18 protein-coding genes and 5 pseudogenes are annotated in these 26,322 nt (G+C 44.2%); 10 read left to right on the plus strand and 13 right to left on the minus strand.

Translation table 11 applies throughout. The features are described from left to right. Positions 1-14 precede the first annotated feature (14 nt). Positions 15-1,304: a citrate synthase gene (locus tag AC0L66_RS14190; protein WP_265677406.1), complete on the plus strand. Its 1,290-nt coding sequence runs from the start codon at positions 15-17 to the stop codon at positions 1,302-1,304. Between the two features lie 153 nt (positions 1,305-1,457). Here AC0L66_RS14190 and AC0L66_RS14195 read toward each other — a convergent pair whose 3' ends face one another. Beyond that, positions 1,458-2,216: a Nif3-like dinuclear metal center hexameric protein gene (locus tag AC0L66_RS14195; RefSeq protein WP_473567744.1), complete on the minus strand. Its 759-nt coding sequence runs from the start codon at positions 2,214-2,216 to the stop codon at positions 1,458-1,460. Between the two features lie 79 nt (positions 2,217-2,295). Here AC0L66_RS14195 and AC0L66_RS14200 point away from each other — a divergent pair, with 79 nt between their 5' ends. Further along, positions 2,296-3,066, plus strand: a complete 771-nt coding sequence (locus AC0L66_RS14200; protein WP_473567746.1) for a DUF1853 family protein — start codon at positions 2,296-2,298, stop codon at positions 3,064-3,066. 113 nt (positions 3,067-3,179) lie between these two features. Here AC0L66_RS14200 and thiI read toward each other — a convergent pair whose 3' ends face one another. The 3 genes and pseudogenes from thiI to pomA all read right to left on the minus strand — a co-directional run bounded on the left by thiI (position 3,180) and on the right by pomA (position 6,631). Then, positions 3,180-4,628, minus strand: coding sequence for a tRNA uracil 4-sulfurtransferase ThiI (thiI, locus tag AC0L66_RS14205; protein WP_265677409.1), 1,449 nt, complete (start codon positions 4,626-4,628; stop codon positions 3,180-3,182). Between the two features lie 258 nt (positions 4,629-4,886). Further along, positions 4,887-5,822, minus strand: a complete 936-nt coding sequence (locus tag AC0L66_RS14210; RefSeq protein ID WP_265677410.1) for a flagellar motor protein MotB — start codon at positions 5,820-5,822, stop codon at positions 4,887-4,889. Positions 5,823-5,864: 42 nt separating this feature from the next. Then, positions 5,865-6,631 (minus strand): annotated as a pseudogene (gene pomA / locus AC0L66_RS14215) (flagellar motor protein PomA). A gap of 325 nt (positions 6,632-6,956) precedes the next feature. On the opposite strand from pomA, the gene xseB reads away from it, so the two are divergent. The 3 genes and pseudogenes from xseB to dxs all read left to right on the plus strand — a co-directional run bounded on the left by xseB (position 6,957) and on the right by dxs (position 9,995). Further along, positions 6,957-7,199: an exodeoxyribonuclease VII small subunit gene (gene xseB / locus AC0L66_RS14220; protein ID WP_250615595.1), complete on the plus strand. Its 243-nt coding sequence runs from the start codon at positions 6,957-6,959 to the stop codon at positions 7,197-7,199. 20 nt (positions 7,200-7,219) lie between these two features. Then, a pseudogene (gene ispA, locus AC0L66_RS14225) lies at positions 7,220-8,106 on the plus strand ((2E,6E)-farnesyl diphosphate synthase). Positions 8,107-8,128: 22 nt separating this feature from the next. Then, positions 8,129-9,995: pseudogene (dxs, locus tag AC0L66_RS14230) on the plus strand (1-deoxy-D-xylulose-5-phosphate synthase). A gap of 129 nt (positions 9,996-10,124) precedes the next feature. Here dxs and gltX read toward each other — a convergent pair. After that, positions 10,125-11,552 (minus strand): glutamate--tRNA ligase, encoded by a 1,428-nt coding sequence (gene gltX / locus AC0L66_RS14235; protein ID WP_265677414.1) that lies wholly within the window; start codon positions 11,550-11,552, stop codon positions 10,125-10,127. A 163-nt stretch (positions 11,553-11,715) separates the two neighbouring features. Between gltX and AC0L66_RS14240 the strand changes: the two are divergent. Continuing rightward, positions 11,716-14,428 (plus strand): annotated as a pseudogene (locus tag AC0L66_RS14240) (heavy metal translocating P-type ATPase). A gap of 67 nt (positions 14,429-14,495) precedes the next feature. Next, positions 14,496-14,942, plus strand: coding sequence for a DUF411 domain-containing protein (locus AC0L66_RS14245; protein WP_265677415.1), 447 nt, complete (start codon positions 14,496-14,498; stop codon positions 14,940-14,942). 46 nt (positions 14,943-14,988) lie between these two features. Here the strand turns inward: AC0L66_RS14245 and AC0L66_RS14250 are convergent, their stop codons facing one another. Then, a complete protein-coding gene (locus tag AC0L66_RS14250) occupies positions 14,989-15,735 on the minus strand; it encodes an oligogalacturonate-specific porin KdgM family protein (RefSeq protein ID WP_473567748.1) in 747 nt (248 codons plus the stop codon). Positions 15,736-16,108: 373 nt separating this feature from the next. Next, a complete protein-coding gene (locus tag AC0L66_RS14255; RefSeq protein WP_473567750.1) occupies positions 16,109-16,819 on the minus strand; it encodes an oligogalacturonate-specific porin KdgM family protein in 711 nt (236 codons plus the stop codon). A gap of 537 nt (positions 16,820-17,356) precedes the next feature. Between AC0L66_RS14255 and AC0L66_RS14260 the strand changes: the two genes are divergently transcribed. After that, positions 17,357-18,238, plus strand: a complete 882-nt coding sequence (locus AC0L66_RS14260; protein ID WP_473567752.1) for a TraB/GumN family protein — start codon at positions 17,357-17,359, stop codon at positions 18,236-18,238. 390 nt (positions 18,239-18,628) lie between these two features. Beyond that, entirely contained in the window at positions 18,629-18,817 is a 189-nt protein-coding gene (locus tag AC0L66_RS14265; RefSeq protein WP_473567753.1) for a hypothetical protein, read from the plus strand. Between the two features lie 24 nt (positions 18,818-18,841). Here AC0L66_RS14265 and cueR read toward each other — a convergent pair whose 3' ends face one another. The 5 genes and pseudogenes from cueR to zipA form a co-directional block, all read right to left on the minus strand. Beyond that, on the minus strand, positions 18,842-19,243 hold the full coding sequence (gene cueR, locus AC0L66_RS14270) for a Cu(I)-responsive transcriptional regulator (protein ID WP_473567755.1): 402 nt from the start codon (positions 19,241-19,243) through the stop codon (positions 18,842-18,844). Positions 19,244-19,255: 12 nt separating this feature from the next. Next, positions 19,256-19,621, minus strand: coding sequence for a DUF2799 domain-containing protein (locus AC0L66_RS14275; protein WP_473567756.1), 366 nt, complete (start codon positions 19,619-19,621; stop codon positions 19,256-19,258). A gap of 62 nt (positions 19,622-19,683) precedes the next feature. Beyond that, positions 19,684-21,126, minus strand: a complete 1,443-nt coding sequence (locus tag AC0L66_RS14280) for a multidrug transporter (protein ID WP_473567758.1) — start codon at positions 21,124-21,126, stop codon at positions 19,684-19,686. Positions 21,127-21,606: 480 nt separating this feature from the next. Continuing rightward, positions 21,607-23,614, minus strand: a pseudogene (ligA, locus tag AC0L66_RS14285) (NAD-dependent DNA ligase LigA). A 72-nt stretch (positions 23,615-23,686) separates the two neighbouring features. Continuing rightward, on the minus strand, positions 23,687-24,703 hold the full coding sequence (zipA, locus tag AC0L66_RS14290; protein ID WP_473567760.1) for a cell division protein ZipA: 1,017 nt from the start codon (positions 24,701-24,703) through the stop codon (positions 23,687-23,689). Positions 24,704-24,887: 184 nt separating this feature from the next. Between zipA and cysZ the strand changes: the two genes are divergently transcribed. Then, positions 24,888-25,625: a sulfate transporter CysZ gene (gene cysZ / locus AC0L66_RS14295; protein WP_265673806.1), complete on the plus strand. Its 738-nt coding sequence runs from the start codon at positions 24,888-24,890 to the stop codon at positions 25,623-25,625. Between the two features lie 69 nt (positions 25,626-25,694). On the opposite strand, the gene AC0L66_RS14300 is transcribed toward cysZ, so the two are convergent. Further along, positions 25,695-26,165: a zinc ribbon-containing protein gene (locus AC0L66_RS14300; protein ID WP_428750513.1), complete on the minus strand. Its 471-nt coding sequence runs from the start codon at positions 26,163-26,165 to the stop codon at positions 25,695-25,697. Positions 26,166-26,322 lie beyond the last annotated feature (157 nt).

The raw sequence follows: 26,322 nt of genomic DNA on the forward strand, positions 1-26,322 counted from the left end.
CAAAGGAGATTGTTATGGCGGATAAGAAAGCGACCCTTCACATTGAAGGTACAGCGCCGATCGAGCTGCCGATTATGGATGGTTCTATAGGACCACAAGTAGTCGATGTTCGTAAGCTTGGAGCAAATGGTTATTTTACTTTTGACCCAGGTTTTCTTGCCACTGCATCCTGTGAATCTCAAATCACTTATATCGATGGTGACAAAGGTGTGCTTTTGCACCGTGGATTCCCAATCGATCAATTGGCTAACAATGCAGATTACCTAGAAGTATGTTATATCCTTCTCATGGGCGAAGCCCCTACCCGAGAAGCGTATGAGAGCTTCAAACAGACGGTTACCCGTCACACTATGGTTCACGAACAAATCGCGAGCTTCTTCCACGGTTTCCGTCGTGACGCTCACCCGATGGCCGTAATGTGTGGTGTAGTTGGTGCACTTGCTGCCTTCTATCATGACTCGTTAGATGTCAATAATGACAACCACCGTGAAATTGCGGCATACCGACTCATTTCGAAGATGCCGACACTGGCGGCGATGTGTTACAAATACTCAATCGGTCAGCCATTCATCTATCCACGTAACGACCTAACATACGCGGAAAACTTCCTACATATGATGTTTGCTAACCCATGTGAAGAGTATGAAGTCAACCCTATCGTTGCTCGTGCCATGGATAAGATTTTCACTTTACACGCAGACCACGAACAAAACGCATCAACATCAACAGTACGTCTTGCAGGTTCATCTGGCGCTAACCCGTTCGCTTGTATTGCAGCAGGTATTGCGTCACTTTGGGGCCCAGCTCACGGTGGTGCTAACGAAGCATGTTTACGTATGTTGGAAGAGATCGGCTCCGTCGACAACATTCCAGAGTATGTTGATAGAGCAAAAGATAAAGACGACCCATTCCGCCTCATGGGCTTTGGTCACCGTGTTTATAAGAATTACGACCCACGTGCAACAGTTATGCGTGAAGCCTGTCATGAAGTGCTTAAAGAGCTCAACATTCAAGATCCACTGCTTGACGTGGCGATGGAACTAGAGCGTATTGCACTGTCTGATGAATACTTCGTCTCGAAGAAACTTTACCCGAACGTAGACTTCTATTCAGGTATCATTCTTAAAGCAATCGGTATTCCTGTTTCTATGTTTACCGTTATCTTTGCGATGTCTCGTACTGTTGGTTGGATTGCGCACTGGAACGAAATGCACAGTGATCCTGCAAACCGAATTGGTCGTCCACGTCAACTTTACACGGGTGAAGAAATGCGTGATTTCCGACCTCTACATGAACGTGAGTAACTGAGTACACATAGCGCTTAATTAGGCACTATCTGTGAAAATGTAAACAAAAAAGAGCAGCGCCAGGGCTGCTCTTTTTTATACCTAACCAATTTATGCTCATCCATTTCTTAGGTGTGAGCACGCAAAGTGCTAATGCTTTAGGGAGAACACTTATACTGGATTATCGATATCGACAAATTCAACATCCAAACTATGTTCAGCCGCTAACCACTCCCCTAACGCTTTAACCCCGTATCTTTCAGTGGCATGATGCCCTGCTGCAAAGTAGTGTATGCCCATCTCACGTGCCGTATACGTGGTCCGCTCTGATACTTCACCCGAAATAAACGCATCCAGCCCCTGCGCGGCGGCCATTTCAATATAATCTTGCCCACCGCCCGTGCACCAACCTACCGTTGTTATGAGCTTATCTTCATTTTCCGGTGCAATATGAAGGGGTTCTCGATTCAACACCGAGTGGAGACGCTGCGCCAATTCCTTCCCAGACATCGGTCGCTTAAAACGACCACACATGGCAACTGACTGCGCATGCCCTTCCAACCCTGCCTCAACCTCAATATCAAGCAATTGAGCCAACTGGGCGTTGTTACCGAGCTCTGGATGGATATCTAACGGTAGATGATAACCAAAAAGGTTAATATCGTGTTTAATCAAGCTACGAATTCGCTTACCCTTCATGCCACGAATCGCTTCTGGCTCACCTTTCCAAAAGTAACCATGATGAACAAGAATGGCATCCGCATTCACCAAAATAGCATGATCGATTAACGCTTGAGAGGCCGTCACACCAGTGACTATTTTTTTTATCTCTACCGCGCCTTCAACCTGCAACCCGTTAGGGCAGTAGTCTTTAATGAGTTGCGGTGATAGCTTGTCATTCAATATTGCTTCAAGTTGTAGATGGTTCATGCAAATTCCTGCTTTGTGGCTTGATCCAGATGGTTATAGCAATTTAATCTAATGCTGTCGAAAGGAAAGTATAAAACTCATGATGAAAGACTATTTAGCCGAATTTGCAACATGGATAAGCCAAGCATCGAGCTTAACTAATGGTGATCCTCGCTTGGAAACACAGTTGCCTCCAAAGGCAGACCTCACCCCCATGGACACCGCCCCCTATCATGGTAATCCACGTTTGGGCTTTCTTTATCAAGAGCTCTGTCGTCGTCACTTTGAACAGCACCCAGATTACGACGTCATTGCAGAAGAGATACAATTACAGCAGGATAAAAAGACATTAGGCGCTATCGACTTCTTAATTGGCAATAAACGACAGTCTACTTTGGAACACTGGGAAGTCGCCATCAAGTTCTATCTGCTAAAAGACAACCGTTGGTATGGCCCCAATGCAAAAGATCGCTTAGATATGAAGTTATCTAGAATGTTAGAGCATCAATTGATGATGAGTGATACCGATGCCTTTAAAGATCAATTCCCTGATTTAGCCCCCAATAGCAAACATCTACTGATGCAAGGAAGGCTCTACGTCAACCCATTCCATTTCGAGCCAGTACCTAAGCAATGCCTTGGATTTGATCTGGACGAAAATAATATTGCTGGTTTCTGGTGCTACCAAAAGGACATCACTAAATTAACTGAGCCGATGTATGCCCTTCCGAAGCATTTATGGGCAACTGGATTTTCGGGTACTAGGCCGAAAGCCTTAACATCTTGGCCGGAACATTTTGTTCATTGCCAATCTGAATCTGGCCAGTTTTGGTTTATCGTGCCCAATGACTGGCCGGAGAGCTCGATGTAACAGATCGAATCGAACCATTAAACGCACGATCAAAAAAAGGCGCATTATGCGCCTTTTTATTTCTATTTTGTGCAAGCCAATTTGTCTGCAGTCAATCGAGCTATCGCCGACTTCTATGGACGATAAACCTTAACATTAGCAAAGCCTTGCTCTTGCAAGTACAACGCTTGTAGGCGGCTCATCACACCACGGTCACAGTACAGTAAGTAGGTTTTCGTTTGATCAAGATCGCCGAACTGAGTCCCTAGCTTAAAGAATGGCAAGTGCTTCACTTCTACACCAGTAATCTCAAGTGGGCTCTCTTCCTCTTCTTCTGCGCTACGAATATCTAACACTATCGCGTGTTCTTCTACCGCTTGAACCTGTTCAACTTCTGGTGCTTGCTGTTGGCTTTCTTTCTCTATATCGCGGATATCCATCACTCTCGCATCAGACACCACTTGATCAAGAATTGAAAAATCGAATTTTTCTTCTTCAATTTCTAGCTTTGCCTTTACGGCTTTAACCGTTGGCTTCTTAGAGATCACGCCACAGTATTCAGGCATCGTTTTAGCGAAGTCTTCCGTACCAATTTCACGAGCAACGTCAATAATATCTTCTTTATCCCAGTTGATAAGAGGACGAAGAATTAACGTATCCGTCACATTATCGATGTGACGTAAGTTGGTCAGAGTTTGGCTTGATACTTGACCTAATGCCTCACCAGTAACCAGAGCTTGGATACCAAATTTCTCGGCGACCATACCACCAGCACGCATAAACATACGCTTAAGTACGACACCCATTTGGCCATCATCGACTTTCTCTAGAATTTCAGCCACAACAGGCTCAAAATCCACAGAAATGAATTTTACTTTTGCTGAAGAACCATACTTATTCCACAAAAAGTGCGCCACTTGCTTCACGCCAATCTCGTGAGCTGGCCCACCAAGATTAAAGAAACAGTAATGTGTTTTAGAACCGCGCTTAATATGCAAGTAACTCGACACACCGGAGTCAAAACCACCAGAGATCAAGCTCAATAAATCTTCTTGAGTACCTAACGGGAAACCGCCAAGCCCCTTATGACGAGCAATAACTTGGTTGAGTTTATCATTAGCAACCTCAACATTAACCGTCACATCTGGCTTGCTCAGTTTAACTCGTGCACTTTCTACCGCTTGGTTTAGGCCACCACCAACATAACGCTCAAGTTCAATTGAGGTAAACTCATGCTTACCACGTCGCTTGGCGCGTACGCAGAATGTTTTATCAGCAATAAGTCCGCCATTGAGCTCAAGCACTTGCTCGTAGATGTCGTGCAAGTCAGTGAATTCTGATTGCTGTACTTCCAATACATGATGAATACCCGAGGTATGCGTCAATATCTCTAACACTTCATTGTAGTATTGCGCCGAGTTTGCACTCACTTCAATGTGATCGCGACGGTTCATCACCGCTACAGATTCAGTACGACGTTGAATAATAATACGCAAATTGGACTCAAGGATTTTGGTAAAGCGCTTACGCACTGAGTCACTTTTAACAAAAATCTCTGGATGGGGCTTTACGATAAATCTCATAGTCTAATCACATCTCGTTGGAATGCTGTCTAATCCGACAGTAAGGGCAATATAACAACTGTAGTATAAGTCTGAGGGACATTTCCACGCTAAATCGTCATCGTTTTCACGTCAGAATTTCTCAGGGGCGCAAGTATATACCTAACTGACTCTTGGATTCCAGTTTCTGTCTATGCTTCAGGCAATATCGGAATAAAAAACGCCAGCGCGTAAGCACTGGCGTCATGATGACTCAACAGGTGGTGTCCATCAGCAATGCTACTCGCCGTCCGCTGATACTTCTTCGGTAAAGAGCGGTTCACCTTGCATAATACTGATTTCGACACGACGATTTCGCGCGCGCTGCCTTTCTGTATCGTTAGGCTCTCTTGGTTCCGTATCCGCCACACCTATCACTCTAAGCCTCTGATGAGAAAACCCTTTAACTTTCTCCATTTCTTGCGCAACGGAGACGGCTCTTTGAGAAGATAAATCCCAGTTTGAACGATACAGTTCAGAATCTAGCGGTGTGTTATCAGTGTGACCAGAAACCCGTATTAAACCGGGAATGTCTTTCGCTAAATCCGCAACCTGACGCACCAACGGCCTAAACTTAGGCTGTAAAAAAGCCGAGCCTTCAGGAAAGGCGCCTTTTTCTTCAATTCTGATAACCAGTTGCTGACCAAGGTTTTCTACTTCAACCGCACCTTGTTTAATTTCTTGTTGAAGCGCCATTTTTATCGCTTCTTCCAGTTTTTCTAACTCTTTCGACGCATCTTCACTTTCGGATGATGCGGTACCAATTTGATTTTTTTGGGTACGATCGGCGGTTTGACCACCAGTGATTTTTCCATCATCACGTTGGTTGCCACCTGCGCGATCAGAGTCGCCTTCTTGAAATTCCAATGTCTGTTGAGTAATGTCTATCGTCTGCTGCATAATGACGTCGATGGGCGTAGGCTCCGGTCGACCCGGTCGGAACTCTTGAGCAATAATGCTGGTTCCTTTAGGGATATCCTTCACTTCCAATCTATTTTGCACACCAAACGCAAACTTCATCGAACCCGCAATTTGCTTAAACTTCAACACATCCATTTCTGAGAATGAAAGTAATAAAACAAAAAAGCACATTAACAGCGACATCAAGTCAGCAAAGGTACCCATCCACTGAGGAAGGCCAGGTGGCGGACAGTCGCACTTTTTATCGTCTTCCATTAGAATGCCTCCCCACCTTGCTCAATGACTAGGACTGGCATACTACTCACCATCCAAATCAAAAGCGCGTTTACTTTCATTAAGATAGTTTTTCAAGTAACCATCGATGACTCGTGGGTTCTGTCCATCTTGAATGGCCAACACGCCGTCCATAATGAGACGACGGTTGAGTTTTTCTTGCTCTCTACGCAGCGTCAATTTATCGGCAATCGGGAAAAACAGCATATTGGACAATATGGCACCATAAAGCGTCGTCAACAACGCCACCGCCATCGCCGGGCCAATAGATTTAGGATCATCCATGTTAGAAAGCATCGCCACCAAGCCAATTAAGGTACCAATCATACCCATCGCTAGGCCGCAACATCACCAAATGCTTTGAACACACTGGCCCCCTTAACATGTCGCTCATCGGTAAGCGCAATATCTTTTTGCATGGCATTTCTTACCACTTCTGCGTCATGACCATCCACTAATAAGTCGATACCCTTTTGCATAAAGCTATTTTGAATGTCCATCTCTTCTAATGCTAGGAAACCACCTTTACGCGCGGCATCCGCCATTTCAACGATTTTAGCGATAAGGTCTTCAGGTTCATCCGTCTTGAACATGAACGCTTTGCCAGCAATTTTGGCCGCACTAAAAAACTGACTTAATGTGAACTTCATCAACACAACAAACGTTGAGCCACCAATCACAATAAATACAGACGTTGTGTCGTAATAAATCATGATGCTTCCGCCAAGCACCATGGCTACAATAATGGATGCCACCCCACCGATGAGGCCAACAAGCGTCGCTAAATCCACTCAATACTCCGTTTTCTTTTGACGTCGCACATGATTTTAATTGAATCAATAATGCGCTTGAGTCTATCGCTTTATAATGAGGTTATCGACCACGCCTCGATATCTTTAAGTTATTTATGACCATAAAATCACAGTTTTGAACATAAGTACTGTAAAACAACCAAGGCAAAGGGATTCTAGAGACCTTTAGTTCGCGATAAATCGAGTATTTTTTTGCCGTAAGCCCCGCCAGTACCCTACCTTGCCTACATTTTTCGCACCATTAATTTGACCATCTGACGAGGCTCATGTAACGTTCGATCATTTCGGATAAAACAAGTACGTTATGGCTACGAAAAAACCAGAAAATATGTCATTTGAAGCGACAGTCGACGAACTCGATCAGCTTGTCGAGCAACTTGAAAATGGTGACCTTGCATTAGACGATGCCCTCAAGAAATTTGAGCGTGGTATTGCCCTCGCACGAGCAGGTCAACATAAGCTTACCGATGCAGAACAAAAAGTCAGTATTCTTCTTAGCAAAGACGATAACGCTGAGCTGCAAGATTTCTCCCAACAGCCAGAGTAATGTCAAAAGTGAGTACCGACATGATCGAGACTTTGCAGTCTTATCAGACAAGAAACAACCAGCAATTGAATGCTTGGTTGGACACCAATCCGTTTCAAAAACAACGTTTAACCGAAGCAATGCGCTACGCGCTGCTACTCGGCGGTAAGCGTGCCAGACCCTTTTTAGTTTATGCCACTGGGCAAATGCTCGACTGCACGCTCGAAGAGCTCGATACACCAGCGGCAGCGATTGAGTGCGTTCATGCCTATTCGCTCATCCATGATGACTTACCCGCTATGGACGACGACGAATTACGCCGTGGGCAAGCAACTTGCCATATTGAGTTTGATGAAGCCACGGCGATTTTGGCTTAGGTGATGCACTGCAAACGCTATCATTTACGATCCTATCAGAAGGTCCGATTGCCCCTACCGCTGAAACACAACGTATAGAGATGATAAAGCTATTGGCATTTGCATCAGGTGCGGCGGGAATGTGCGTTGGTCAATCATTGGATTTAGAGGCCGAGAACCGCTTCGTTGATATCAATGAACTCGAACAAATTCATCGCCATAAAACTGGAGCACTAATAAAATGTGCGGTTCAGTTAGGCGCGCTGGCCGCGGGTGATAAGGGCGTCGCCGTCCTCCCTCAGCTTGAGAAATATGCCGAATCTATTGGTCTCGCGTTCCAAGTACATGACGATATTCTTGATGTTATTGGTGATACTGAAACGCTAGGTAAACCGCAAGGTTCCGATCAAGAGTTAAACAAAAGCACCTACCCTGCACTACTTGGGTTAGAAGGTGCACAGCAAAAAGCCAAGGCTCTTTTCGAAGAAGCGCTTTGTGCTTTAGATGCAATCCCCTACAATACGCAATTACTAGAAGATTTCGCCCGATATGTCATCGAGCGCAACAATTAACAATACTAAGCGCTGAATTACTATGACACTTGATATTTCCAAATATCCGACACTGACATTAGCAAATACGCCAGAAGATCTGCGTTTGATGCCAAAGGAATCGCTGCCTAAGCTGTGCGAAGAGCTGCGGACGTATTTGTTAAATTCAGTTAGCCAGTCCAGCGGGCACCTTGCCTCCGGCCTGGGAACGGTTGAGCTTACTGTCGCCCTACATTACGTCTACAACACACCATTTGATCAACTCATTTGGGATGTAGGCCATCAGGCTTACCCACACAAAATATTAACGGGTCGTCGCGAAAAAATGTCGACGATTCGTCAAAAAGATGGACTGCACCCATTCCCATGGCGTGAAGAAAGTGAATACGACGTCCTGTCTGTCGGTCACTCATCTACATCAATCAGTGCCGCGCTTGGTATTGCGATTAGTGCGCAAAAAGAGCAGCAAAACCGTAAAGTCGTCAGTGTCATTGGCGATGGCGCGATCACGGCTGGTATGGCTTTCGAAGCGCTCAACCATGCTTGGTGATGTCCACCCAGATATGTTGGTTATCCTTAACGATAACGAAATGTCGATCTCAGAGAACGTCGGGGCACTTAACAACCATTTAGCACAAGTGTTATCAGGGAGTCTTTATACTTCAATTCGCGAAGGTGGCAAGAAGGCACTTTCTGGCTTGCCTCCAATTAAGGAGTTGGTTCGTCGTACTGAAGAACACTTGAAAGGCATGATTGTTCCGGGCACTTTGTTTGAGGAGTTCGGTTTCAATTACATCGGTCCTGTTGATGGTCACGATGTCAATGAGTTGATTAAAACGCTCAAAAATATGCGTGAGCTTAAAGGCCCTCAATTTCTGCATATCATGACCAAGAAAGGCAAAGGTTATGAACCTGCCGAGAAAGATCCGATTGGTTATCACGGTGTGCCTAAATTCGATCCATCTCATTCAAGCCTGCCAAAAAGTAGCTCTAGCAAGCCCACTTATTCTAAAATATTTGGTGACTTCCTTTGTGATATGGCCGCGCAAGATCCTAAGCTCATGGCAATTACACCCGCGATGAGAGAAGGTTCTGGTATGGTACGCTTTTCTAAAGAATATCCAGAGCAGTATTTCGATGTTGCCATTGCTGAACAGCATGCCGTGACACTGGCTACAGGGATGGCTATCGCCGGAAACCACCCTATTGTAGCGATCTACTCTACGTTCTTACAGCGTGGCTATGATCAGCTTATCCATGATGTGGCGATTATGAATCTCCCCGTGATGTTTGCCATTGACCGAGCTGGGTTAGTGGGGGCTGATGGTCAAACACACCAAGGGGCATTTGATCTTAGCTTCATGCGATGCATTCCTAACATGGTTATTATGGCACCAAGCGATGAAAATGAATGTCGTCAAATGCTCTACACAGGTCATACTCATAACGGTCCAAGTGCTGTTCGCTACCCTCGTGGCAGCGGTAATGGTACTACGCCAGAACAAGCGTTTACTGCGCTAGAGATCGGTAAAGGGCGTATCGTGCGAGAAGGGAAGAATGTAGCGATTCTTTCTTTTGGTACCTTCCTAGAAGACGCGCTACAAGCCGCTGAAGCGCTTGATGCTACCGTTGCCGACATGCGTTTTGTCAAACCTCTTGATGAAGCGCTGATCAAAGAGCTTTGTGCATCGCACGATGTCATCGTGACGCTTGAAGAAAACGCGATTGCTGGCGGCGCAGGTGCGGGCGTTATCGAGTTTATGATGAGTGAAAAAATACTTAAACCAGTACTAAACTTAGGTCTGCCAGATCAGTTCATCGCGCAAGGTTCGCAAGAAGAACTGCACGCGGAACTTGGCTTGGATGCAACGGGAATAGAGCAATCTATTCGTGATTATCTCGCCAAATAGTAGATAGGCTTAAACCGTTATAAATTAGATAAACAAAAGGCGACCAATGGTCGCCTTTTTCATTTTTTACATCATGTAACGTACAAAAAAACCGCCGTTCTAACAGCGGTTTTTAACATTCATCATGCCTTATGCGTTTGCTTCACGCTCTGCAATGAAAGCGAGCGCCATGGTAATACGCGCAATAACACGCTCTTTACCCACGAGTTCCATTACCGCATCAACCGATGGCGATTGACCGCCACCTGTTACTGCAACACGAAGTGGCATACCGATTTTACCCATACCAATTTCAAGCTCTTCACACACTGCTGCAATCACTTGGTCTTTGATATTTTCTGTTGTCCACTCTTGCAACGCTTCCACTTTCGCAAGCGCCGCTTCTAGAGGGCCTTTTGCTACGCCGCGTAGATGTTTCTTCGCCGCACCAGCTTCAAATTCAGAGAAATCTTCGTAGAAGTAGCGAACTTGCTGCGCAAGCTCAACTAGCGTGTTACAACGCTCACCTACAAGGGTAATCACATCGGTAATCGCCGGGCCATTTTCGATGTTTAGCTTTTGCTCATCTAGATGCCATTGTAGGTACTTTGCCACGTACTCAGGAGCTGAAGTCTTGATGTAGTGGTTGTTCAGCCACAACAATTTATCAGTGTTGAACGCTGAAGCAGACTTTGAAATCGCATCTAACGAGAACAAGTTAATCATTTCTTCTGTCGAGAAAATTTCTTGGTCACCATGAGACCAACCTAAACGAACAAGGTAGTTGTTTAGTGCATTTGGCAAGTAACCTTCATCACGGTATTGCATTACCGAAACTGCACCATGACGCTTAGATAACTTCGCGCCATCATCACCAAGAATCATTGCACAGTGAGCAAAAGTCGGTACTGGTGCACCAAGTGCTTCATAGATATTAATTTGACGTGGTGTGTTATTGATATGATCTTCACCACGTACCACGTGTGTGATCCCCATATCCCAGTCATCAACAACCACAACAAAGTTGTACGTTGGCGCACCGTCAGTACGACGAATGATCAAGTCATCCATTTGGCTGTTCGAGATTTCGATACGACCACGGATTTGATCATCAAATACCACGCTACCTTCTTTCGGGTTGCGGAAGCGAATCACGCACGCATCACCTTCTGCTGCCGCAGCATTTGCTGCAACAATTTTTGGGTGGTTAGCATCATAACGAGGCATTTCTTTGTTTGCTTCTTGCTCTGCACGAATCTCTTCTAAGAGCTCTTTTGGTGCGTAGCACTTGTAAGCTTTGTCTTCAGCAAGTAAACGATCAACCATCTCGTTGTAACGATCAAAACGCTTAGATTGGAAGTAAGGACCCTCATCCCACTCCAGACCCATCCATGTCATGCCTTCAAGAATCGCATCAACGGCTTCCTGAGAGTTACGCTCTAAATCCGTATCTTCAATACGTAAAACGAACTCACCGCCTTGGCTTTTCGCAAATAACCAAGAATACAGTGCAGTACGTGCACCACCGACGTGAAGATAGCCTGTTGGGCTTGGAGCAAAACGTGTTTTAACCGTCATTGAAAGTACCTTGTTGTCAACTGCGCACGATGCTCGTCATCGTACGTTGCAAATTTTGGACGCCATTTTATCACCTTGTGCTAAATCTACAATGAATAGCTTGACCTTACCCTAACGTCAAGGTTTATGTTGTAACCTCACACTACGGTTTTTGAGGTTTATGATGAATGACTATGAGTTAAATTTATCCGGTCTGTCTTGTTCACGCTGTGTGAATAAACTCAAAACCGCGCTAGAGCACACCTTTAGCGATCTTAACATTCACGCTATTAGTACGACACACATAACGTTTTCTTGCTCCGCATCGCTAGACACTATCTACCCTGTCATCACTAGTCTCGGCTATGACGCTGGGGCTGAGTATCAATTCGTACTTCAAGGGTTAAACTGCCAAAAATGTGTGAATAAGCTGCAGCAGCATCTAAGCACTTATATCGGTGTTTCTATCCTACACCTTGATAAACATAACCTAACCGTTCGCTCTATATACAGCCAAGAGACACTACAACGTGGGATAGCTGAGCTTGGCTATCAAGCCAACGTGGTAAGCCCTGACAATGGTCACCGCGCATCAGCGGTTATTGAGCCTGAACACCTAGCCCCTATCAGTACACCTTCTGCTACTACTAAAAAAGTAGATAGCAACATTCAATTACTCATTCAAGGAATGACCTGTGCAAGTTGCGTCGCATCCGTTGAGCAATCTATTTTACAAGTTAGCGCGGTGACGCAGGCTCGAGTCAATCTTGCAGAACAAAGTGCCATCGTTTCACTCAGCACGAGTACGGACAATGTAGAAGCGCAACTGATCACGGCCGTGACCAATGCAGGTTACCAAGCAGAGATCGTTCACGATCTCTCAGCCAGTCAAGCGCTACAGCAACAGCGCCTACTTGATCATCAACACCAGCAAAAGAAAAACACTATTGTCGCCCTATCACTTGGTGCGCCATTAATGCTTTGGGGTGTTCTCGGTGGCAATATGATGATCAGAAACCCTCTCGACCAAGCAGTTTGGGGAGCCATCGGGTTAGTGTGCTTATGGTTACTTGCCAGTGCTGGGCGTGACTTTTTTGCAAACGCCTTGGGTGCGCTAAAGCACAAACGCGCGACAATGGACACTTTGGTTGCACTTGGTACTCGGTTCTGCGTGGTTATATTCGATGTTAGTGGTGATTAAACCCGACTGGTTTCCACTGCAATCACGCCATGTCTATTTTGAAGCCAGTGCAATGATCATTGGTTTGATTTCACTTGGTCATTTCATTGAGGCCAAAGCAAAGTCCAGAACCAATCAATCACTACAAGCCCTTATGACACTACAACCAAAGTTCGCCACAGTGCTAATGGATGGTAAAGAAACCTCGCTGCCTATTTCAGACATACAGCTTGGCATGACATTACGCATCAAGCCCGGTGAAAAAATTCCGGTCGACGCACACGTCACTCAAGGGCACAGTTATGTCGATGAATCCATGCTCACGGGAGAACCCGTCGCCATATCAAAACAGCAAGGGGATATGGTTGCAGCGGGAACCCTTAACCGAGACGGCAGTTTGCTTGTTACCGCCTCCGGTGTAGGAAAGGACACAAAACTGTCTAGAATCATCACCATGGTGCGAGAGGCACAAAGCAGTAAACCAGCCATCGCAAAACTCGCAGACTCCATTTCTGCCGTATTTGTGCCAATTGTTGTCGCGATCGCGATCGCCTCTGCCTTCATATGGTTCATGGTAGGCCCTGAACCTAAAATCAGTTATATGCTTGTTGTCACGACAACCGTGCTAATTATAGCCTGTCCATGTGCTCTTGGACTTGCCACTCCCCTGTCAATAACGGTTGGCATTGGTAAAGCCGCGCAAGCTGGCATTCTCATTAAAGACGCCGACGCCTTACAAAAACTAAGCCATGTTAACGCGGTAGTATTTGATAAAACAGGCACACTCACCGTTGGCCAGCCTACCGTACAAGAGGTGTTTTTATTCGATATTTCTGAACCAGAACTCGCGCAACTGGTGTTGCCACTAGAACAACGTTCTGAGCACCCATTAGCGAAGTCCGTCGTGCAATACTGGGAGAATGACCACAGTGCTCACGCTGATCTTGATGTCGAACAATTTGAAAACCTACAGGGAAAAGGCGTTTCTGGTGTAATTCAAGGGCGCTCTGTATTGATCGCATCACTCAATCACATCCAAAGTGTTGGCTTAGAGACGGAGATGATTCAACAGGCATTACAACAAAGCCAGCACCTTGCCTCAACCCCCGTGATTGTTGTTATCGATGGTCATATTCAAGCTGTGATCGCCATTGCTGATGAGGTCAAAGCCGAAGCGAAGTTCGCGATTGCAGCGTTACAAGCCAATGGTATTCATACGGTCATGCTAACAGGCGACAACCACCACGTTGCCAATACGGTCGCAAAACATATTGGGGTTGATCAGACCATTTCTGAAGTATTGCCTGAACAAAAGGCAGAGCACATAAAAACACTTCAACGCCAATATGGCAAGGTAGCAATGGTGGGAGATGGCATTAACGATGCGCCAGCCTTAGCACTGGCTGATGTCGGCATTGCGATGGGATCTGGCAGTGATGTAGCCATTGAAAGTGCCGCAATGACACTGCTGAATAGCAACCCCAATTCAATTAACTACGCCATTGAGCTATCACGCGCGACAGTTAAGAATATCAAGCAAAATTTATTTGGCGCCTTCATTTATAACACACTGGGTATTCCTATTGCGGCAGGTGTGCTCTACCCACTATTTGGCTTTTTACTCAGCCCAATTTTTGCGGGGGCAGCAATGGCGCTGTCTTCCATCACTGTCGTGACTAACGCTAACAGACTGAGAAACTTTACCAGTAAACACTAATCGTCTTATGCAAGTTGCAAATAACATAAAAACACCAACCCTCATGATAATAAATAAGGAATTAGCGATGTCGAACTCATCACGCGTAATAAAAACACTGACACTTTCCATGGCGTTGGTGACAGGTTCTGCGTTGGCAACCAACGTCCTCACCTATAAATCCCCATACTGTGGGTGCTGCACAGAATGGGTCACTCATATGGAAGAGGCAGGGTTTGACGTCGCCGTTGAAAACCATAAAGACATGAACCCTATTAAACAGAAGCTTGGTATAACACCAGAGCTTGCCTCTTGTCATACCGCTGTTATTGGCGAGTACGTTTTCGAAGGTCATATTCCAGCGGAAGATATTCGCTCATTCTTAGAAAATCCACCAAAAAATGCTAAAGGGCTTGCCGTTCCAGGCATGCCTTTAGGCTCTCCAGGTATGGAATATGGTGATAAAAAAGATGCGTATCAAGTGCTAGCGTACAATGAAAAGGGCCAAGTGTTTAGCTACCGTTCGTATGAATAAGTAGTAAAGACGAAATGCCACTGAGCAGTGGCATTTCTCAATCTCATTAAAAGTTATACTTCCCACCAATCAAGAAAGCGCTGTTCGCGACACCAGAGCGGTAATAAGGGTGACGAAAGCTGCCTTGGCTTTTGTATTCAAAATAGGGCTGAAAGGCATATTTTGTTAACGTTAAGCGAAATTCATGATCCATGGTGTTATCGGTGTAAGGATACCAAGGATGATAAGCCCCTCCCATATGATACACATTGTTGTAATGAACTTTGACAGGATGCGTTTTGAATTGATAAGCAATTTTATTATCAAAGCGATAATCCATATCAGGCTTATGACCCCACTTGTCATGCTTTGCGTAGACTTCCACTCGGGTTCGGTGACTCAGTGATACCCCCTCATCAAAATCATAGCCAATCTTAAACAAAGGTCGAAACTGCATGGTCTCACCAAGTTGCATTAGGTGTTCATAACCCGCACCGAGCCAAAACTGACGTGACAACGCAAACTTCTGTTCTATTCCAAGTGTTGTCAACGGTGCTCTCGCAGAATGCCCATAATACACATCATGATGATTATGATGATGGTCGCTATGTGGGGTCGCCCCTAGTGGGATGTCTTCAACCTTAAAACGCAAGGTTGTATCACTATCAAACGTATGACCCGCCTCCATTTTGGCCGTCACTTTTGAATCGTACAAATAGGTGCTATTAAATTGGACATTTCCCTCAATGTAAGAGGAAGAAGCCAGAGTAGAAAAAGAGAGAATGAGCGTTAGATAGATAATTAAGGTGCGCACAACATTAATCCTTAGGTGCTGAAATTTGGCTAGGATAATGCGCGGTTGATGATGAATGGGCAAATGGGAACACTGTCAAAATAATGACAAATGCCAAGCAATATAAAAAATCATTATGTTCATAAAATCATAGTGTTGTAACAGTTTGCTAATCGGCAAGTCAGAAGAAGTTTAGCCCTACGCTGAGAATCTACCTACCTCTCACATTAATGCCTACTATTTCCCCCAAATCTCTTTAGGTAAAGTTCCAATAAAATGTTCCAAAACCTTCACAACAAAGATAATCCTCCATGATAATAAAGCACCAGGCACAAAAAAAGGTCCCCGCCGGGACCTTTATATTATGGAAATATGAACAATATTTTACGCTGGCTTAGAAGCCGTAAGAAGCACCAAGTACGAACGCGTTGTTCACTCGGCTGCTGCCGTTTGCATCTTCAAGACCGTGTGCTTGGCTACGGAATTCTACGTAAGGTTGAACGCCTGTACGTGTCCATGTTGCACGAAGCTCGTGGTCCATAGTGTTAACTTTGTCAGCTCCATTCGCATCTTTGTCACCAGCAATCACGTATACGTTGTTGTATGAAAGCGCTACTGGAGTATCTGCAAACTGGTATGCAATTTTGTTGTCTAAACGAACGTCTGTATCTGAGTTACGTGTTTGACCGTCTTGTTGGTTGTTGATGTGAGCACGAGTACGGTTACTTAGAGAAAGACCGTTGTCGAAGTTGTAACCAATTTTAACCAATGGACGATATTGAATAGTCTCGCCGCCTTGAATTAGGTGGTGGTAACCAGCCGCTAACCATAGGTTATCTGTCACACTGAACATCTGCTCGACACCTAATGTTGTCGCAGGTAGTGGGCTAGCGCCATCTTCAACTTTACCTAGTGGAATCGCATCAAACTCAACCAAAAGCGTAGTGTTTGAATCAAACGTGTGGCCCGCTTCTAGCGTAGAGGTTGTTTTAGAGCCTTGTAGGTACGTATCATGAAACTGAACGTTACCAGTTACATAAGAAGAACCTGCGAATGCGCTTGTAGAAGCTACTGCTAGTGCGGTTAGAGCGAGAACTTTTTTCATTATCAATACCTATTTAGTTGTTTGGGTGACCACTTATGTTGCGGTCTTGATTCATTGCCTGTTTGGCTTGGCAACGATTTAACGACATTTAATTCGCGCAAACAAATAAATAGCTTATTTTAGTGATCACACGCACATCATAGAGTGGTAAAAAAACATAAATACAAATAAAACAAAGCCTTACATCGTAAATATAAATTATCATATAACAGCAAAAACAGTAGCGGCATGACTATTCTCACAAAAAACTCATAGCAATACCGCCAGATTTACCTAAACGCACGCCCATACGCCGCTTTACTCGTAGTAACCATGCTAATAAATGTGATAAAGATCGATGATTTTAGATTTATCACATAAAAAAATGAACGCTTAATAATCGCCGTTAATCAAGTATTCGTCTTCTTTTTAACGACATTGATGGTCAGCCTTTAAGGAAAATAAGGCGGTTGGGTGGTCAAGTGCTTGCCGTCATGCGTGGTATCAAAGACAATATAACCATCATTGACGAGCCGTCGATCATAACCAAAGGAAATTATGATGCTGAATCTTGGTGTGAATACATGGTGGTTGCTTCTTTTACTAAGTGCAGTCACGCCTCTTAAAGCAGAGCCATTGGTATGGAAAGCCTCATATGATACGCAAACCCTCTACTTAGTGGGTACCGTGCACTTGGGGGATTCATCAATGTACCCTTTGCCTGATGTTCTCACCCAAAATTTGCGGCACAGTAATGGTCTTATCATAGAGGCTGATTTGTCCGAATCGGTGACCATGCCAACTCAGGCTAAGCGCAACAACGTAGAATTCTTACTCAATGCGAAAGAGAACCTCCAACTTAAGCGTATCGTCGATACGACAACATTAGACTGGGCGACAATAAAAACGCTCGCTCCATGGCAAGTCGCCCTAACTTTGCAAAACTATCAATTTCAATCCCTTGGTTTTCATTCTCAATTTGGTGTCGATAACGCCTTAATCCATCAGGCAAACAGCCATGACATTCCTGTTATTGGCTTGGAGACGCTGCAATTTCAAATTGATCTACTCGCTAAGCAAGACGACGATGGTGTGGCGATGTTAAAACAAACGTTATCCGAATGGGATGACGGGGCGAATAATGTGCGCTGTTTAATCGAATCATGGAAGATGGGAGATAGTGGCAACCTAAACATATTGCTTGATTCAGCCGCGACCGATCAGACCTTCGAACAAAATTTTATTATTCATCGTAACCAAAACTGGGCTAAGACATTAACAAGCGACCCAGATCTTGCAAAAGGCACTTTTACTGTGGCAGTTGGCGCTTTGCACCTTGTCGGCAAACAGAGTCTTATCCAACTATTGTCGCAATCTGGCTATGTCGTCGAACAATTATCTCAACCTAAGAAAGCCCATTGCCACATAAAAACACAATAATCAGTCTCAATTATGAGACAGCCTTACTGCAAATAACTGAGTCCTCTATCAATTAACGACCTATTCTGATGAAAAGGTGCTTATATCCGTCTAGTTGGGGATATGGGCTTGCTTATGTAGCTGTAATCATTAGATTTTGATGGGGTTAAGATAAGATTGTGTTAGAAACAAAGTAAGTGGTAATGTTCTATTTTCTTAATTAACATTAACGTAATCACCTGTTTTCCAATTCGTAAATATTATAAGTTTCATATCGTTATAAGGATGAAAAATGAGTTACGTTCAACTTGTTTAGAATCAAAAAATTTTTAAACTTGCCTGTTTTTTTTGATCTTTATAAGACAGCACTCATACTATTAATCTCAACTCACGAGATTCACGGGAAATAAAATGAAATACACTGTAGCTATATTTGCAAGCTTACTTTTACTAGTATCAGTGCCTAGTTCAGCGAACAACGGTAATGGTGGAGGGAAAGCATTCGGAAACGCGATGAAGTGCCAAATGAAAAGTGGTGATATACAACAACTACCCAGAGAGCTTTGTGTCGCCTATGGCGGAAAAGTATTAAACATGTAACGTTCTATCTTCCTCTAGAAAGATCTAACCCTTCTCCTCTAGAGGAGATTTCAGATTATCTAATATTGGACACTCCTTCGATTCATTACCCGGACATTGTGATACCCATGAGATCAGTGTGTCGCGCATACTCGTTAAGTCTTGGATTTTAGCTTCAATATCCTTTACCTTCTCCTGAGCTTTTGCTTTGACTTCGGAGCTTTTTAGATCACTACGTTGAGAAAATAATATCAGCTCCTGACACTCTTCCAACGTAAACCCTAAACGCCTAGCCCTAGCGATCATGATTAACATCGCTACTTGCCTCTGGTCATAAGTTCTATATCCATTCGCTGACCGAGATGCAGAAATAAGCCCCTTTTGCTCATAAAATCGAATAGATTTTGCTGTTAAACCTGTTTTATTAACTACCTCTCCAATATTCATTCTCCACCTCCATTAACGCATACTATTTCCTCTACCAATGAAGATCTGCCAGCCGCGCTGCCATTCTGCTCGAATCAATATTTCATTGCGTATTCCTTCGCATTGATTCTCATATCTTCGCCCACTCAGGCCTTTATCAAAAGCTTGGAAAGGATTACAAAACTGTTTCTTGCCAATAGAATACCCTTTATTGAACGCTGATTCATCAAAATCGACCTCACCCTTAAAGTGATCAACTGAAGATTGGTAGTCTTGAATGCCAACCTCACCTATTCTCTGACCTTTTTTAGACCAGTACTGTTCTATGGTAAGGGGCTCGACAGTACAACCGGGTAAAAATAAGCAAAATATCAATCCAATACAAATTCTACAACACATAGGTCCCCCCCTTTGATCAAAAAAGGCCGAGTTCTCACTCGGCCCTACACACTTTATAAAGACTATTTAACACCAAACGGAATAGTTAACATCAGTTTGAAATCTTTTTCATCTTGGAAAAGGTTGCTATACGCTTCCCAGTTTCCAGCATTTGTGTCGTTAAAGTACTGAGTCCAATAGAACGAGACGTTAGCGTCAGCTAATGCACCTTTTTGAATCGCATAATTCGCAAATAAGCTATAAGCGTATTCTGTCAAATCATCAATTTCTGCACCTGATTTTTTCTTAGCGTCGGTTGAAGAGCCAACACCACCAGCTGCACTGATACCCGCACTAAAGCCGTTGCCACCGATATCAGAGAAGTCACGAGACATAGATAAGAAACCAGCCAGCTCACCATCATGGTTAAAGTCAGAGCGGTTGTTCCACCACACATCATAAGCGCCGTTGGAGCCACCATAGCTCTTCGTTAAACGGTAGGCCATATTACCAACTGTTCCATCATCACCTTTGGCATCCGCTTTGGTATAGGTTGCTTCTGCTCGGAAAGAGTATTGACCAAATGATTTAGCCGACAAAAACGCGGCTTGGAATGCGGTGCTATCATATTGCTCACTATCATCAACAACATACAGTTGTGGTGACCAGTAGAACCCGCCGTCTGTCGTGCCTTTAACTTTAAAGTGTGCGTTCTTACGATCACCTTTCGTTAAGCCACTGAATGCACCATCAAGTAAAATGCCATTTGATAGAGTATAGCGTGCACCTACAGAATATGCTTCACCTGCTTCTTCACCATCGGTAGTTTGGAATCCATAAGTTTTCTTAAACCATGGTGCTTTATATTCATCAGCATACGTGACACCAAGAGCAAGATCACCGAACGTACCACCAATCTGAGCGCCTCGGTAAGTACCTGGAGCAAACGACCAGTTAACCCCTAAAGCACCTGGAACGTATGGTTGAATATAACCCGCATTCGCGGTGACATTATCACCGAACTTAAACTTTAAGTTTGCGGTCGCAAAAGAAACACCATTATCATTACAGCTTGAATTCCACTTATTTGGGTCACCAGATGGATCATCTTCTGGTGCACATGAGTCTGGAACGGTACTATTAGCATATGGGCTCGTCGTATTCCAAAAGTTAAACTCATGGTCAGGTGAAGCATTCTGCCACATGTCAAATGTGCTGTAGATTACAATATCTGTACCCACCACATCTCCGATATAGCCTGAATTGAAACCTAAGTTAGCAAAAATTGAACCGTGATCTAAGTTCGCTTTATATTCACCGTCCTCACCGTTATCACCGACATCACCCACACGATCACGCTTACGCATGAAAAAGTTCAAGTTGCCGCTGATTGTCGACTCTTCAAAAAATTGCGAAACAGGTTCACTGTACTCTGTGCCTATTGGATCTGCTGCCATTGCTCCACCAGCAAAAATTGCGGCAGTTAACGCTGTTGCCACTGCTGATACTTTAAACATTTTTTCCATGGAATAAACTCCTAAAAATGGATATAGCTGTTGTTAATATTTCGCCTTAAGTTGGCCGCCGAAGGGAAATATTTCCTTTTATTTTAATAACCAGAAACACTGATTAATTTCCTGTCTACACCGTGTGTATCCATATCCACAAGACTAACTTCGCGACAAAAAATATCAATTAACCTTTTTGTTTCCATAAAAAAAATATGAGCCACCGCAAACTTTACCCCGAGTTATTGATGAAGGTCTTATTTTTCAACCATAAAAAAACACACCACATCAAACCCAATAAAAAACAACAACTTAAAATAATTTTCATTTATTAATTAGTGATATAACTCGCAACATTTTTTTATTTTTTTGTTTGAATAAATAAACATCGTAATGATCACACTTTTATTTCAATGGACCACCTCCTAAATTCAATGTGAAGTTACTCGCAAAAAAAAGGAGCCTCACTAGAGGCTCCTTTTATAAAGCTAAAAATTATTATGGAATTAAATCTACTAAATCTTGTTCAGTTTTTATTTCCACACCCAGTTCTTGAGCTTTCGCTAATTTAGAGCCTGCATTATCACCAGCAAATAATATATCGGTTTTCTTAGACACACTGCCTAGGTCACTTTTGCCCCTAATGCTTGCAGCGCTGCTTTTGCATCACCGCGATTAAGTTGTGACAGTGACCCTGTTAACACCACCACCTTGCCCGCTAATGGTTGTGGGACATCATCACTAAGCTGTTCAATAGCAGGCCAATGAACGCCCACATCAATCAATGAATCAATGACCTGACGATTTAATTCTGCGGCAAAGAAGTACCTAATATGCTTAGCCACAATTTCGCCAACATCCTGCACTTCTAGTAACGCCTCATGAGATGCCCCCATGATGGCCTCAAGTGTTTCAAAATGCGCAGCTAGATTGGCTGCGGTCGCCTCACCAACTTCACGAATACCGAGAGAATAAAGAAAGCGCGCTAGCGTTGTCTCTTTTGATACCTTAAGCGCATTAACGACATTCTGCGCCGATTTAGGCCCCATGCGCTCAAGAACCGTTAATACACCAGCGGACAATTTAAAGAGATCAGCAGGCGTTTCAACCATCTCTTTGTCAACTAGTTGCTCTATCACCTTGTCTCCAAGCCCATCAACATCAAGTGCTTTCCTTGAGACAAAGTGCTTGAGCGCCTCTTTACGCTGCGCTTGGCAAACTAATCCACCAGTACAACGAGCCACCGCTTCGCCCTCTATTCGCTCGATACCCGATGCACATACCGGACAGGCTTGCGGAAAACAAATATCCTGCGCATCTTCTGGTCTTCGCTCTGGCACAAAGGCAACGATCTGCGGAATAACGTCCCCCGCTCTTCTGACAATCACGCTGTCGCCTATTTTGACGCCAAGACGAGCAATTTCATCGGCATTATGTAGCGTGGCATTGCTCACTGTGACGCCGCCAACAAATATAGGCTCTAGTTTTGCCACTCAAGCGTGATCGCTCCGGTTCGCCCAACTTGGAACTCAACGCTGTTTAATATAGTAATTTCTTCTTGCGCTGGAAATTTATAAGCAATCGCCCAACGTGGTGCACGAGCGACGAACCCGAGTTGCTCTTGCAAAGCGATATCATCCACTTTAATCACTACCCCATCAATTTCATACGCTAATGCATCGCGCTTATCTGAAATCGATTTATGATATTCCTTCACTGCTTCAATACTACTGACTCGCATGGTTTCCGGGCCCATAGGAAAACCCCAAGCCTTAAGCTTCGTGAGCCGATCGTAGTGACTCGGTGGCAGTTCAACGCCTTCTACCACACCTAGGCTATAAGCATAAAAACTCAATGGTCTTGTCGCCGTCACTCTAGAATCTAGCTGGCGTAAGCTCCCCGCCGCTGCATTACGTGGATTAACAAATACCTTGTCACCTTTTTTGGCGGCAAGCTCATTCATTTTGTTAAAGCCCGCTTTAGGCATAAATACTTCGCCACGAACTTCAAGACGCGCGGGAATATCACTGCCTTGCAGCTTCAATGGGATCGCACTAATAGTGCGGACATTTTCCGTAATGTTTTCACCTGTTGCGCCGTCACCACGTGTCGCTGCCTGAGTGAGGACGCCATTTTCGTACATCAAGCTCACCGCTAAGCCATCTAATTTAACTTCGCAACAGTAACTTCCCACAGTGGTGCGGTTAACACGTTCGCCTAGCCTCTTATTGAATGCATCTAAGTCTTCATCCGAAAAAGCATTGTCGAGCGATAGCATGGCGATTTCATGTTTGACTTGAGTAAAACCATCCAATGGTGCCCCGCCCACACGTTGGCTTGGTGAGTCCACCGATACCCATTCAGGGTTGTCCGCTTCAATCGCCAGTAACTCTTGCATTAAACGATCATACTCGGCATCGGGGACGACTGGTGTATCCTCCACGTAGTACTTCACGGCGTAATGGTGAAGTTGATCTTTAAGTTCATTTAATCGTTGCTGAGACATGCTTTTATCCTGATCGTAATGATAAAAAAGGCTCCTATTAGTAGGAGCCCTTTTTACTAATAAATGGTTATGTTACGCACCCGCTTTTAAGCGGTTAAAATCCTGAATCTGTTTTTTATAGGCATCAATGCGAGTTGGGGTGAGTAAGTTACGCTGGTCATCCAACACATTGCCACTGACATCGTCCGCGATCTGTTGTGCGGTTCTAAGCATGAGCTTAAAGTTTTGCTCAGCTTCGCCAAAACATGGCAACGTCATAAAGAATGAAATCCCCTTGGTGGTAAAGGTCTCTGGATCATCATGCTGAAGTGTACCTGGCTGCATCATATTCGCGACACTGAAGAGGACTTTCCCCGTTCCAGATAGATCGGCATGACGGTGGAATATATCCATATCACCGTAAATCAGGCCGTTTTGACGCATGCTATCGAATAGCTTACTGCCGATAAACGGTTCATTACCAGAGCAGTGTACATTCATCACCAACACTTGCATTTCCGGTTCTTCGGGCTCACTAATCTCTGACTCTTTGGGTGTGCTTGGCGCCACGACCTTATCCTGAGCATTCGAGACTGGTTGATTCTCATCAACATCAGAAAATGCTTGTGATGACACGACCTCATCGAAACGCTCTACCTGTGGCGTAACCACATCGATAGCATCAAGGTCGATCTTAGGCTCTTTTAGATCCAGTGGCTCTAAATCATCTGCCGTTTCTTTCGCACTAAATGATGGCATATCGTCAGTTTCATAGGAGGCCGTCAACGAATTCGTCCTATCCCGACGGTTCTCATAGTGAGTCGGTCCGTCCGACACAACGACATCATCGAGAGCATCATCAAGAGGATCAAACGCGGGTGCTTGTTGGTTCAAACCAAAATCAGGTTCGCTTTTAACCTTACGCACGATCTCAAAATCATCTTCTGGTGCCACATAATGATCATCATCTGATGTCTCATCGATATTTCCCAAAGGTCGATCAGCAAATTTTTTCTGGCCTTCTTTCTTGCTTGACCATAAGCCATGAAACAACAGCGCCGCTATGGCTAAGGCACCGACAATAATGAGTACGAATCGCAATTCCTGCATTGTTTGCTCTCAATGTTATAAAAATAGTCCTTATTGAAGTGCTTAAACACTTCCAACTGACCTACTTTACCAAAACTCTACCTATTAATAGAACACCTTAGTATAAGAAGTTTGTGATTTCCTCTGACCTTTTTTGTTATAGTCACCCTAAAGCCCTGCTAAATCACTATAAAGGAGCTCAACTTTGAACAAAGCCAATACCGGATTTGGTTACTTCCACCAAGGTTTTCAGCTTGCTTTCACGCCTGGCATTCGTCGTTACGTGATTATGCCTTTGCTCGCTAATATTTTATTGGTTGGCTCCGCTATGTATTACCTCTTTTCTAACTTAAATATTTGGATAGAGAGTTGGATGGGCGCTTTACCAGAATTTTTATCATGGCTGAGTTATGTCTTGTGGCCGCTGCTGACATTAACCATCTTGGCCACCTTTTCGTATTTTTTTAGTACGCTTGCTAACTTTATTGCTGCGCCATTTAATGGCCTACTTGCCGAAAAAGTTGAAGAATCCCTCACTCAACAAAAAGTGTCTGATGATGGCATACTCAGTGTCGTCAAGGATGTGCCACGAATTATGGCAAGAGAGTGGCGAAAATTGCTTTACGTACTACCAAAAGCGATCGGGCTTTTCCTGCTGTTATTAATCCCCGCTCTTGGGCAAACTATCGCGCCATTTCTTTGGTTTATTTTTACCGCTTGGATGTTAGCGATCCAATATTGTGATTACCCATTTGATAATCATAAGGTCCCATTTAACGATATGCGTTTATCTTTAAAAAGAAAACAAGGCAAAAGTTACAGCTTTGGGGCAATCGTTGCGTTATTCACGTCGATCCCAATTTTAAACTTGTTTGTGATGCCTATTGCGGTTTGCGGCGCAACTGCAATGTGGGTACAAGAGTTTAAAGAACAGCACAAATAACCCTGCAAACTCCAACAATTCACGAATCAGTCCCCCTCTTAGTAAGAAGGGACTGATGAATTGATGGGATTAAGGCTTAAGAGGCTGCCTATTAAAGGTTTTGTGACCGCACTTGCCGCAATTTGAAATGGTTGTCGGGTGATTGTATTCCGCTTTATGGCCGCACTCTTCACATACCAGCACCCCAAAACCGATCATCTCTCCGGCGCTATATACACCTTGGTGCTCGAGATCCTGAAATAGCTCTAACCACTCAACTTTCGTTTTGTCCGTGATATCTAACAGTCCTTGCCAAATCGAGTTAGCCACCATCAAATAAAATGGCCCACTTTTACTTTCTTCATAGTTGTCAGCAAATTCTTTTAAATCCGAATGGATATAAGCAGAGATCAACGCCATTTCATCTTTTGTCATGTCGTTCGCGGCTTCAATCACAGAGCCTGACTTTTCGAGCACATGCTGCACTTCTTCAGGGCTGTGCTTGAGGTTATCCACCACATCTTCAAACATCTCTTCATAGCTGGCTTTACGTTTAGGCATAGATCCCCCTTTTTCGCCACAATCATCACAGCTTACGCTAGACAACAAATGGAATAATCTTATAAGTATAGCGTGCTACGTCATAACACCTAACTGACTACCCCATCAGTCTGCACTCTGCCTAACATTGCCATTCAATATGGCAACTTCAACGACT

It is taken from the genome of Vibrio sp. GJ43-1, from assembly GCF_055808835.1.

Coding starts and splice junctions, on each gene's coding strand:
- xseB (WP_250615595.1), top strand. CDS start 6,957: ATGGCTACGAAAAAACCAGAAAATATGTCATTTGAAGCGACAGTCGAC.
- AC0L66_RS14195 (WP_473567744.1), bottom strand. CDS start 2,216: ATGAACCATCTACAACTTGAAGCAATATTGAATGACAAGCTATCACCG.
- AC0L66_RS14260 (WP_473567752.1), top strand. CDS start 17,357: ATGATGCTGAATCTTGGTGTGAATACATGGTGGTTGCTTCTTTTACTA.
- zipA (WP_473567760.1), bottom strand. CDS start 24,703: ATGCAGGAATTGCGATTCGTACTCATTATTGTCGGTGCCTTAGCCATA.
- AC0L66_RS14190 (WP_265677406.1), top strand. CDS start 15: ATGGCGGATAAGAAAGCGACCCTTCACATTGAAGGTACAGCGCCGATC.
- thiI (WP_265677409.1), bottom strand. CDS start 4,628: ATGAGATTTATCGTAAAGCCCCATCCAGAGATTTTTGTTAAAAGTGAC.
- AC0L66_RS14255 (WP_473567750.1), bottom strand. CDS start 16,819: ATGAAAAAAGTTCTCGCTCTAACCGCACTAGCAGTAGCTTCTACAAGC.
- cueR (WP_473567755.1), bottom strand. CDS start 19,243: ATGAATATTGGAGAGGTAGTTAATAAAACAGGTTTAACAGCAAAATCT.
- AC0L66_RS14245 (WP_265677415.1), top strand. CDS start 14,496: ATGTCGAACTCATCACGCGTAATAAAAACACTGACACTTTCCATGGCG.
- AC0L66_RS14275 (WP_473567756.1), bottom strand. CDS start 19,621: ATGTGTTGTAGAATTTGTATTGGATTGATATTTTGCTTATTTTTACCC.
- AC0L66_RS14265 (WP_473567753.1), top strand. CDS start 18,629: ATGAAATACACTGTAGCTATATTTGCAAGCTTACTTTTACTAGTATCA.
- AC0L66_RS14210 (WP_265677410.1), bottom strand. CDS start 5,822: ATGGAAGACGATAAAAAGTGCGACTGTCCGCCACCTGGCCTTCCTCAG.
- AC0L66_RS14280 (WP_473567758.1), bottom strand. CDS start 21,126: ATGGAAAAAATGTTTAAAGTATCAGCAGTGGCAACAGCGTTAACTGCC.
- gltX (WP_265677414.1), bottom strand. CDS start 11,552: ATGACGGTTAAAACACGTTTTGCTCCAAGCCCAACAGGCTATCTTCAC.
- AC0L66_RS14300 (WP_428750513.1), bottom strand. CDS start 26,165: ATGCCTAAACGTAAAGCCAGCTATGAAGAGATGTTTGAAGATGTGGTG.
- AC0L66_RS14200 (WP_473567746.1), top strand. CDS start 2,296: ATGATGAAAGACTATTTAGCCGAATTTGCAACATGGATAAGCCAAGCA.